Here is a 9,783-nt window from a genome sequence, read left to right as displayed (position 1 = left end):
CCGCCAGCAGCCCCTCGGGCAGGGCGTCGAGCCGGCCGACCGGCGCGTCGAGCAGCGCCGCCCGCAGGTGCTCGCCCGCGGCGCGCAGCTCCTCGGCGTCGCCGTCGTCGACGTGCACCCGCGCGCGCACCGCGGCGCGGTCGATGACGCCCGGCCACAGGTCGGCGGTGGCGACGCTGGTGACCCGCGCGGCCAGCTCGTGCGCCTCGTCGACCACCACGACGTCGTGCTCGGGCAGCACCGGCAGCCCTTCGAGCGCGTCGATGGCCAGCAGCGCGTGGTTGGTGACGACGACGTCGGCGCCGTCGGAGCGGGCCCGGGCCAGCTCGGCGAAGCACTCCTGGCCGTACGGGCAGCGCGAGGCGCCCAGGCACTCGCGCGACGACACCGAGACCTGCGACCATGCGCGGTCGCTCACGCCGGGCTCGAGCTTGTCGCGGTCGCCGGTGCCGCCGGTCGCGGCCTGCTGCTCGGCCCACTCGCGGGCGCGCAGCACCTCGGCGCCCAGCGGCCCGGCGGACAGCTCCTCGACGGGGACCAGCTCGCCCTGGTCGTCGGGGGCGCCGTCGCGGACGCGGTGCAGGCACGCGTAGTTGGCCCGGCCCTTGAGCGTCGCCCACACCGGCTGGCGGCCCAGCAGCGGCTCGGCCGCCTCGGCCAGCGCCGGCAGGTCGCGGTCGACCAGCTGGGCCTGCAGCGCGAGCGTCGCCGTCGCCACGATGACCGGCCCGTCGGTGGCGTCGGCGTGCAGCAGCGACGGCACCAGGTAGGCCAGCGACTTGCCGGTGCCGGTGCCGGCCTGGACGAGCAGGTGCTTGCCCCCGGCCACGGCCTCGCCGACCGCCTCGGCCATCTCGACCTGGCCAGGGCGCTCCGCACCGCCGACGGCCCCGACGGCCGCCGTCAACAGCTTGTCCACCGTCACATCGCCCTGGCTCACTATTTCCCCTCCACGCGGCGGGCCAGCCACCTCAACTCACTGGCTCCGATCCTCTTGCGCCCCGGACCGGCGACTCGCGGGAGCCCCCGGGCCCAATCGCCGCCGGTGTGCCCGGCCCGCCACCGGCTCGACATTACACGCCCCGCCGACTCGGAAAGCGGTTGTCCACAGCCGCATATCGACGCTGTCATGACCGCATGATGGAATGCCGGGATGACGTATGACGCGGTGCCGCTGATCCCCCGGGACGTCCTGTTCGGCAACCCCGAGCGGTTGCTCCCCACGCTGTCGCCCGACGGCTCCAGGCTCGGCTTCGTCGCGCCGGACGAGGGCGTGCTGAACGTCTGGGTCGGTCCCGCCGACGACCCCGCCGCCGCCCGGCCGGTCACCCACGACCGTCACCGCGGCGTGCGCACGTTCATGTTCTGCCACGACGACCGCACGCTGGTGTACCTGCAGGACACCGACGGAGACGAGGACTGGCGGCTCTACGCGCTCGACCTCGAGTCCGGCGAGGTCACGCTGGTCACGCCGCAGGAGAAGGTCACCGCGCACATCCTCGAGCACAACCGCTGGCACCCCACGTCCATGCTCATCGGGCTGAACGCCGACAACCCCGAGCTGCACGACGTCTACCGCTTCGACCTCGCCACCCGCGAGCTGACGAAGGTCGCCGTCAACCCGGGCTACGCCGGCTGGCTGGTCGACTCCGACCAGCGCATCCGCGGCGGCGTCGCGATGACGGAGGACGGCGGCGCGGTCGTCTACCGCCGCGGCGACGACGGCACCGACGAGCCGTGGTTCGAGATCGGCCCCGACGACGTCCTCACCACCGACGTCGCCGGCTTCAGCCGCGACGGCTCGGCCGCCTACCTGCTCTCCAGCGTCGGCGTCAACGCTGCCCGGCTGATCCGCGTCGACGTCGCCACCGGCGACGAGACGGTGCTCGCCGAGGATCCCGAGTACGACGTCGCCGGCGTCGCGCGCCACCCCGAGACGCTGGAGCCGCAGGCCGTCACGTTCCTCAAGGAGCGCAAGTCCTGGACCTTCCTCGACTCCGCGTTCGGCGCCGAGGTCGAGGGACTGACGCAGCGGCTGCGCGGCGAGGTGGGCATCTCGCGTCCGGTCCGCGACGACCGCACGTGGCTGGTGCACGACGTGCTGTCCGACGGCCCGGTCCGCTACTACCGCTACGACCGCGACACCGGCGAGCTGACCTTCCTGTTCTCGCACCGTCCGGAGCTGGAGCAGTACGACCTCGCCGAGATGGAGCCGTTCTCCTACACCGCCCGCGACGGCCTGACGGTGCACGGCTACCTGACCTTCCCGCGCGGCGTCGACCGCGCGAACCTGCCGGCCGTGCTCGACGTCCACGGCGGCCCGTGGGCGCGCGACACCTGGGGGTACGACCCCGAGGCGCAGTGGTTCGCCAACCGCGGCTACGTGTGCGTCCAGGTGAACTTCCGCGGCTCCACCGGCTACGGCAAGGCGTTCGGCAACGCCGGCAACAAGGAGTGGGGCCGGGCCATGCACACCGACCTGCTCGACGCCGTCGACCACCTGGCCGGCCAGAGGCTGATCGACCGCGACCGGGTCGGCATCTACGGCGGCTCGTACGGCGGGTACGCCGCGCTGGCCGGGGCGGCGTTCACCCCCGACGTGTTCCGCTGCGCCGTCGACATCGTCGGCCCGTCGAACCTGCTCACGCTGCTGGCGTCGGTGCCGGAGTACTGGAAGCCGCAGATCGCGCTCATGCACAACCGCGTCGGCAACCCCGAGACCGAGCGCGACATGCTGTGGGAGCGGTCGCCGCTGTCGAAGGTCGACCAGATCACCATCCCCGTGCTGGTCGCCCAGGGCAAGAACGACCCGCGCGTGAAGATCGCCGAGGCCGAGCAGATCGTGGCCGCGCTCGAGGAGAAGGGCCTCGACCACGAGTACCTGCTGTTCGAGGACGAGGGGCACGGCCTGGCCCGGCCGGAGAACCGCGAGCGGTTCTACGCCGCTGCCGAGCGGTTCCTCGCCACCCACCTGGGCGGACGGGTGCAGGGGGCCTGACGCCGCGGCGTCCAGCAGCGAACGGCGCAAACCACCGATGTTCGGCCAGATCTGGACAAATATTGATTAGATGACTAGAACTCTTGGCAACCGTCAGGAGGTCTCAATGGTGCGTCGTCCCGGTCGTCGATCCGTTCTCTCCGGCGCTGCCGCGCTCGCCATCGGCGGGCTCGGCGCGTTCGGACCACCGTCCACCGCGGCACCCGCGGCCACCGAGGGCCGGTCGTGCGCCGAGGTGCCGGAGGTGGTCAGCGCGACGCCGGACGCCGAGCTGACCGGGCTGTTCACCACGTACGGCAACGACAACTCCGAGCTGGACGACTGGACCGGCGCCGACGGCACCTACTCCGTGCCGTTGCGCGACGGTCGCGTCTTCTGGGTCTTCTCCGACACCTTCCTCGGCAGGGTCGACGCCGACGGCGGGCGGTCGCCGGTCACCGACGAGGGCGGCACGACGCCCTTCATCAACAACTCGTTCGTCATCCAGGACGGCGACCAGCTGAGCACCGTCTACCGCGGCAGCGCCGACGACCCCGAGCCGCTCATGCCGCCCGTCGACGGCTCGCACTGGTTCTGGGCCGGCGACGCGCACGCCAGCGGCAACGTCATCGAGGCGACCTACCAGGAGTACGAGCGGTTCGGGCCGGGCGCCTGGGACTGGCGCTGGAACCGCAACGTCCTGGCCCGCTACTCCCCCGAGCACCCGGACGAGCCGCTCAGCGTGCACGACCTGCCGTCGGCCGCGGGCGTCTCGTGGGCGTCGGCGATCCGGCGGGTCGGCCCGTACACCTACGTCTACGGCGTCGAGGACCACGGCTCGGTCAAGTACCTGCACGTCGCCCGCGTGCGCGGCACGAGCCTGCTCGGCCCCTGGGAGTACCGCACCGCCGACGGCTGGTCGCGCGACGAGGCCGACTCCGTGCGGGTCATGGACGGCGTCGCCAACGAGTACAGCGTGTCACGGCACGGCGACCAGTACCTGCTGGTCACCCACGACACCACCGTGCCGCTCAACCCCGAGATCGTCGCCTACGCCTCGTGCACGCCGTACGGGCCGTTCACCGACAAGACGCTGCTCTACACCACCCCGGAGACCGGCGCGGCCGGCAGCTACGGCGACCCGAACGTGTTCACCTACAACGCGCACGCCCACCCGCACATCGACCGCGACGGCGGGCTCGTGGTCTCGTACAACGTGAACACGTTCGTCAACACCGACCACTACGAGGACGTCACCATCTACCGCCCGCGCTTCGTCACCGTCCGCTTCGCGGACTGACCGGCCCCCGCGCCGTCGCCCGCTACCGGCGGGCGACGGCGTACGGTTCGAGCGCCGCGGCCAGCGACTCGGGGACGCGGGCCCGCACGCGGGTGCCCTCGGCCTCGTGGTCGAGGGACAGCACCTCGCCGACGCCGTGCACGCGCGCCACCAGCTCGCCGTGGTCGTAGGGCACCAGCGCCTCGACCTCGACCGGCGGCTGCGGCAGCTCGCTCTCGATCAGCGCGCGCAGCTTGTCGACCCCGGCTCCCGTGCGCGCGGAGACGGCGACCGCGTGCGGCTCGTTGCGCAGCAGCCGCGCCACGACCATGGGGTCGGCGGCGTCGGACTTGTTGACGGCGACGATCTCGCGCACGCCGCCGGCGCCGATGTCGGCGAGCACCGAGCGCACCGCCGTCAGCTGGCCCTCGGGGTCGGGGTGCGAGCCGTCGACGACGTGCACCAGCAGGTCGGCGTCGGCGACCTCCTCGAGCGTCGACCGGAACGACTCGACCAGCTCGTGCGGCAGGTGCCGGACGAACCCGACGGTGTCGGCCAGGGTGAACACCCGGCCCTCGGCCGTCTGCGACCGGCGCACCGTGGGGTCGAGGGTGGCGAACAGCGCGTCCTCGACCAGCACACCGGCGCCGGTGAGGCGGTTGAGCAGCGACGACTTGCCGGCGTTGGTGTAGCCGACGATGGACACCGCGGGCACGGCGTGCCGGCGGCGGTCGGCCCGCTTGGTGTCGCGGGCGGTGCGCATGTCGGCGAGGTCGCGGCGCAGCTTGGCGACCCGGGTGCGGATGCGCCGGCGGTCGGTCTCGAGCTTGGTCTCACCGGGACCGCGCGTGCCGACGCCGCCGCCCGCGCCGCCGGCGCGGCCGCCGGCCTGCCGGGACAGGCTGGCGCCCCAGCCGCGCAGCCGCTGGGAGAGGTACTCCAGCTGAGCCAGCTCGACCTGCGCCTTGCCCTCGCGGCTCTTCGCGTGCTGGGCGAAGATGTCGAGGATCAGCATGGTGCGGTCGACGACCTTGACGCCGACCTTGTCCTCGAGGTTGCGCAGCTGCGACGCCGACAGCTCGCCGTCGACGATCACGGTGTCGGCACCCTGGGCGAGCACGACCTCGCGCAGCTCCTCGACCTTGCCGGAGCCGATGAAGGTGGCGGGGTCGGGCTTCAGCCGGCGCTGGGCCAGGCCCTCGAGCACCTGCGAGCCGGCCGTCTCGGCCAGCGCCGCGAGCTCGGCGAGGGAGTTCTCGGCGTCGGTGAACGACCCGCCGGGCCAGACGCCGACGAGCACGACCCGCTCGAGCCGCAGCCGCCGGTACTCGACCTCGGTGACGTCCTCGAGCTCGGTCGACAGGCCGGCCACGCGCCGCAGCGCGTGGCGCTCGTCCAGGTCGTAGTCCCCGGTGGTCACACCGTCGTCGAGGTCGAGCTCCTCGACCTCCGGCGACTCGGCGGAGTCGTCATAGGGGTTGTATGCGTGGCCTGGACTATTGCTCAATGCTCCTGCTTCCGACGAAGAATGCCTTCAGGAGCGACCATAGCTCGACCCGGTGGACGCCGCCCACCGTAATTTCGCCGCGGCGCGCAGCGTGGCCGCCCGCCGTTCCGCCTTGCCCGTGGACTTCTCCTGGGCGCGCCGGGCCACTTCCTGCAGCACGGCCTCGCGTCGCTGCTTCTCCGTTGCACCCATGGCACCGCCTCCCGTCAGGCGCGCGGCCGGCCTCGTTGCCGCCCCACACTCACAACGTTAGGCCCGCTCCCCGGCGGTTGCATCGACCGCGAGTCTGACGTCGTGCTCCTTCTACTGAAGGAGACGTGCTCCGGGTTTCTCAGGATGCTGTGATCTGGGTCACAGAAGGGTGCTCAGAGCTCGACGGTCCCGCGGACGCCCAGCACGGCCGGGCCCGTGAGCAGCAGTTCGCCGTCCGGCCGCTCCGTCACGACCAGCCGGCCGCCGGGCACGTCGACGAGGTAGCGGGCGCCGACGCCGGCGCCGTCGCGCCGCATGGCCGCCCACGCCGCCGCGCAGACGCCGGTGCCGCAGGACCGGGTCTCGCCGACGCCGCGCTCCCACACCCGCATGGCGATGTGCTTGTGGCCGCGGTCGGCGACGAACTCGACGTTGGCGGAGTCGGGGAAGACGGCCGCGGGCCGCAGGTCGGGCGCGGACGTGAGCGAGCCCGGAGCATCGAGGTCGTCGACGAACACGACGGCGTGCGGGTTCGGCACCCGGACCGGGGTGGCCTCCCACGTGTGCCCGCCGGCGGCGACGAACGCCAGCTGGCGCGTCGCGGCGGGCTTGGCGCGGCCCATCTCGACGGTGATCTCGCCGTCCTGCTCGGCGTGCACCGTCCGGACGCCGCCGCGGGTGGCCACGGCCAGCACCGGCCCGTCGACCAGGCCGTTCTCCCAGAGATAGCGGGCCATGACGCGCACGCCGTTGCCGCACATCTCGGCGACGGAGCCGTCGGCGTTGCGGTAGTCCATGAACCACTCGGCGTCGCCGGCCAGCTCGCGCACCTCGTCGGCGGTCTCGGTGCGGGTGACCCGGATGACGCCGTCGGCGCCGATGCCGGCGTAGCGGTCGGCCAGCCTTCGCACCGCCTGCTCGTCGAGGCGGGCGGCCAGGGCGCCGTCGGCGTCCGGAATGAGCACGAAGTCGTTCTGGGTGCCGTGGCCCTTGACGAAGGCGATGCCGTTCACGACCGTCGATGGTAGGTCAGAGCGCGCTCCAAGCGGTCATCGGCGTCGAACGGCACCCAGCCGATGCGGTCGTCCTTGCCGAACCAGCTGTGCTGGCGGCGCGCGAACCGGCGCGTGAGCTGCACCGTCTCGGCCCGGGCGGCGTCCTCGGTGAGGTCGCCGGCGAGGAAGGCGAGCACCTGCGCGTAGCCCAGCGCCCGGCTCGCCGTCGGCCCCTCGCGCAGCCCCTGCGCCTCCAGGCGGCGGACCTCGTCGACCAGGCCCCGCTCCCACATGCGGTCGACGCGCTGCTCGATGCGCTCGTCGAGGACGTCGCGCGGGACGTCGAGACCGATCTGCACGACGTCGTCGTAGTGGTACTCGCGCGGCGGCAGCGTGGCGGTGAACGGACGGCCGGTGAGCTCGATGACCTCGAGGGCGCGCACGACGCGGCGGCCGTTGGTGGGCAGGATCGCGGCCGCCGCGGCGGGGTCGCGGCCGGCCAGCCGCCGGTGCAGCGCCGCTGCGCCGACCTGTGCGAGCTCCTCCTCCAGGCGGGCGCGGACGGCGGCGTCGGTGCCGGGGAACTCGAACCGGTCGAGGACGGCGCGGACGTAGAGCGCGCTGCCGCCGACGAGGATCGGGGTGACGCCACGGGTGCGGCAGTCGTCGATGGCGTCGCGCGCGAGCTGCTGGAACTCGGCCACGGTGGCCGGGCGGGTGACGTCGTACAGGTCGAGCAGGTGGTGCGGGACGCCGCGGCGCTCCTGCGGGGTCAGCTTGGCGGTGCCGATGTCCATGCCGCGGTAGAGCTGCATGGAGTCGGCGTTGACGACCTCGCCGTCCAGCCGCAGCGCGAGGTCGACGGCGAGGTCGCTCTTGCCCGCGGCGGTGGGCCCGACGACGGCGACGACGGGGACGTGCTGACTCACCCGCCGAGTGTGCCATGCCGCCGGAATGTCCCGAACGCGTTGCGGGCCGTGGTGGCTGCGGGTATGAACGTCCGTGGGGGCGCTGGTCGAGCCGCAGCGGGCGGCCCGACGGCCCACGTCAACGAGGGGAAGTGCCGATCATGGGCTTCGACGAGATCAAGAACAAGATCACCGACCTGGTCTCCGACAACGCTGACAAGGTCAGCGACGGCGTCGACAAGGCCACCGACTTCATCGACGACAAGACCGGCGGCAAGTACAGCGAGCACCTCGAGAACGTCGACGACAAGGCCCGCGACTTCATCGACGGTCTCGACGGCGAGAAGGGCGAGGACAACCGCGCCTGAGGCCGTCGCGGGGGCGGCACGTGCGTCAGCCGTGCCGCTCCCAGACGCCGACCAGGTAGCCGACGCCGTAGGAGGCGTCCTCGTAGGTCACCTCGGCGTCGAACAGCCCGTCGTCGGCGGCGCCCGCCAGCACCCGCAGCGCCTTGCGTCCTGGCGACCCGACCTCCGCGGCCAGCGCCGCGTCGAGGTCCAGCAGCCGTTGCGGGTCGCCGTCGCGCAGGGCGCTCGCCAGCGCGGCGTCGTAGGCCGTCGCCCGGGCCCGCAGGTCGCGCGGCGTGGTGTCCGCCCGCAGCGGCGAGCCGTCCGCCATCACCAGCAGCGCGACGCGGTCGGCCCGGTTCGCGATGCGCCGGCCCAGCTCGACGCAGTCGGCGTCGCCGGCGTCGCCGGCCACCGTCGCCGCCGACACCGTCCCGTCCCAGCCGTCGCGCTGTAGCAGCCAGGCGCCCACGCTGACGGACAGCGGCAGCGCGTGCGACTCCGACGGCTCCGCGGCACCGGGCAGCGCGATCGTGATGTCGACCCCGTAGGGCGCCAGGCTGCCGGCGCGCGGCGCCTCGTCCTGCGTGGTGTCGCCCGGCCCGACCACGACGAGGACGTCGGGACTGGCCGCTCGCAGGTCGTCGAGCGCGGACCAGCAGGCCGTCCGGAGATCGTCCAGCCGAGGGTCGCCCGACGGCCCGACGCCGGACACCATCAGCGGCGGATAGGGGCAGACGGCGGCGGCGATGAGCACACCGAAAGCCTAGCCACAGGCCGGCCGCGAGGCCCCGGACGGCGCAGGCGGCATCGGCGAAAGAGACGGTATGGGCGCGGCCCGGCTGCGCCGCGGACCGATCTCATGGTCGAATGTCGGATATGTTCGACGCCGACCACAGCATCCGCCTCACCGTCGCCGGTGTGGTGCTGCTGCTCGGTCTCGGCGTCGTCATCGCCTGGCTCCCGGCGCGCCGCCGCGACCCCGCCGGACTGCCGACGCGGCTGCTGGTGACCGCCGGGCTCATCATGGGCATCGCCGACCTCGGCGGGCTCGGCAGCGTGCTCGGCTTCGCCCTGGCCGCGATGGGCGGGCTGATCGCATGGGAGGCCCAGCCCGCGCCGGNCGCCCTGGCCGCGATGGGCGGGCTGATCGCATGGGAGGCCCAGCCCGCGCCGGAGGTCCCCCGCCCGCACCGCGGCGGCATCGTCGTCGCGGCCGTGCTGGCCGGGCTGGCCGCGCTCGGGACGTTCGAGGGCTGGGGGGCGCTGGCCCGCGTCCCGCCGGAGCTGCGGGCGGTGGCGACCCTGGTGGTCGGGGTGACGGGCGCGCTGGCGACGCTGGCGATCGCCGATCGCGCCCGGGTGCGGCTGCGGGTCGCGATCAAGCGGCGGTTCGCACCGCCCGCCCGGCCGAGGCCGCGGCCCGCCGTCGCTGCCGCGGAGGGGCCCGGTGCGCCGGTCGTCGCCGTTCCCCAAGCCGCCGCCAGTCGGACCGCCAGGCCGGCACTCGAGGCTGCCGCCCCGTCGCCGAGGGAGCTCACCGCCCATGAGCCGCCCGCACGCGAGTCCGTCGAGCCG

9 protein-coding genes are annotated in these 9,783 nt (G+C 73.6%); 3 read left to right on the top strand and 6 right to left on the bottom strand.

Translation table 11 applies throughout. The features are described 5' to 3' along the window. Positions 1-940: ATP-dependent DNA helicase (locus tag DY240_RS31705; RefSeq protein WP_199700895.1), on the bottom strand; the 940-nt coding region annotated here is incomplete at its 3' end. A gap of 213 nt (positions 941-1,153) precedes the next feature. Here DY240_RS31705 and DY240_RS05805 point away from each other — a divergent pair. Together DY240_RS05805 and DY240_RS05800 are read left to right on the top strand one after the other, a co-directional pair. After that, entirely contained in the window at positions 1,154-2,998 is a 1,845-nt protein-coding gene (locus DY240_RS05805) for a S9 family peptidase (RefSeq protein ID WP_119659008.1), read from the top strand. 106 nt (positions 2,999-3,104) lie between these two features. Then, positions 3,105-4,277 carry a DUF5005 domain-containing protein gene (locus DY240_RS05800; protein WP_119659007.1) on the top strand — a complete coding sequence of 391 codons (1,173 nt, stop codon included), beginning with the start codon at positions 3,105-3,107 and terminating at the stop codon, positions 4,275-4,277. 22 nt (positions 4,278-4,299) lie between these two features. Here the strand turns inward: DY240_RS05800 and hflX are convergent, their stop codons facing one another. The 4 genes from hflX to miaA all read right to left on the bottom strand — a co-directional run bounded on the left by hflX (position 4,300) and on the right by miaA (position 7,879). Continuing rightward, entirely contained in the window at positions 4,300-5,763 is a 1,464-nt protein-coding gene (hflX, locus tag DY240_RS05795; protein WP_119659006.1) for a GTPase HflX, read from the bottom strand. A gap of 27 nt (positions 5,764-5,790) precedes the next feature. Then, a complete protein-coding gene (locus tag DY240_RS31700; RefSeq protein WP_158602750.1) occupies positions 5,791-5,955 on the bottom strand; it encodes a hypothetical protein in 165 nt (54 codons plus the stop codon). 173 nt (positions 5,956-6,128) lie between these two features. Beyond that, on the bottom strand, positions 6,129-6,968 hold the full coding sequence (gene dapF / locus DY240_RS05790; protein WP_119659005.1) for a diaminopimelate epimerase: 840 nt from the start codon (positions 6,966-6,968) through the stop codon (positions 6,129-6,131). Further along, the gene (miaA, locus tag DY240_RS05785; RefSeq protein WP_119659004.1) at positions 6,965-7,879 is read right to left on the bottom strand and encodes a tRNA (adenosine(37)-N6)-dimethylallyltransferase MiaA; all 915 of its coding nucleotides are present in this window, start codon (positions 7,877-7,879) and stop codon (positions 6,965-6,967) included. The genes dapF and miaA overlap by 4 nt, the downstream gene beginning before the upstream one ends. A 140-nt stretch (positions 7,880-8,019) precedes the next feature. Here miaA and DY240_RS05780 point away from each other — a divergent pair, with 140 nt between their 5' ends. After that, the gene (locus tag DY240_RS05780; protein WP_119659009.1) at positions 8,020-8,226 is read left to right on the top strand and encodes an antitoxin; all 207 of its coding nucleotides are present in this window, start codon (positions 8,020-8,022) and stop codon (positions 8,224-8,226) included. A 25-nt stretch (positions 8,227-8,251) separates the two neighbouring features. Here the strand turns inward: DY240_RS05780 and DY240_RS05775 are convergent, their stop codons facing one another. Next, positions 8,252-8,962 carry a class III extradiol ring-cleavage dioxygenase family protein gene (locus tag DY240_RS05775; protein ID WP_119659003.1) on the bottom strand — a complete coding sequence of 237 codons (711 nt, stop codon included), beginning with the start codon at positions 8,960-8,962 and terminating at the stop codon, positions 8,252-8,254. Positions 8,963-9,783: the final 821 nt, after the last annotated feature.

The organism is Jiangella rhizosphaerae (assembly GCF_003579925.1).
In the GTDB taxonomy this organism is placed as follows: Bacteria; Actinomycetota; Actinomycetes; order Jiangellales; family Jiangellaceae; genus Jiangella; species Jiangella rhizosphaerae.
The sequence above is the reverse complement of the archived record's forward strand: the minus strand, read 5'-3'. Positions and strand labels throughout refer to the sequence as shown.

Coding starts and splice junctions, on each gene's coding strand:
- DY240_RS05805 (WP_119659008.1), top strand. CDS start 1,154: ATGACGTATGACGCGGTGCCGCTGATCCCCCGGGACGTCCTGTTCGGC.
- DY240_RS05800 (WP_119659007.1), top strand. CDS start 3,105: ATGGTGCGTCGTCCCGGTCGTCGATCCGTTCTCTCCGGCGCTGCCGCG.
- DY240_RS31700 (WP_158602750.1), bottom strand. CDS start 5,955: ATGGGTGCAACGGAGAAGCAGCGACGCGAGGCCGTGCTGCAGGAAGTG.
- DY240_RS05780 (WP_119659009.1), top strand. CDS start 8,020: ATGGGCTTCGACGAGATCAAGAACAAGATCACCGACCTGGTCTCCGAC.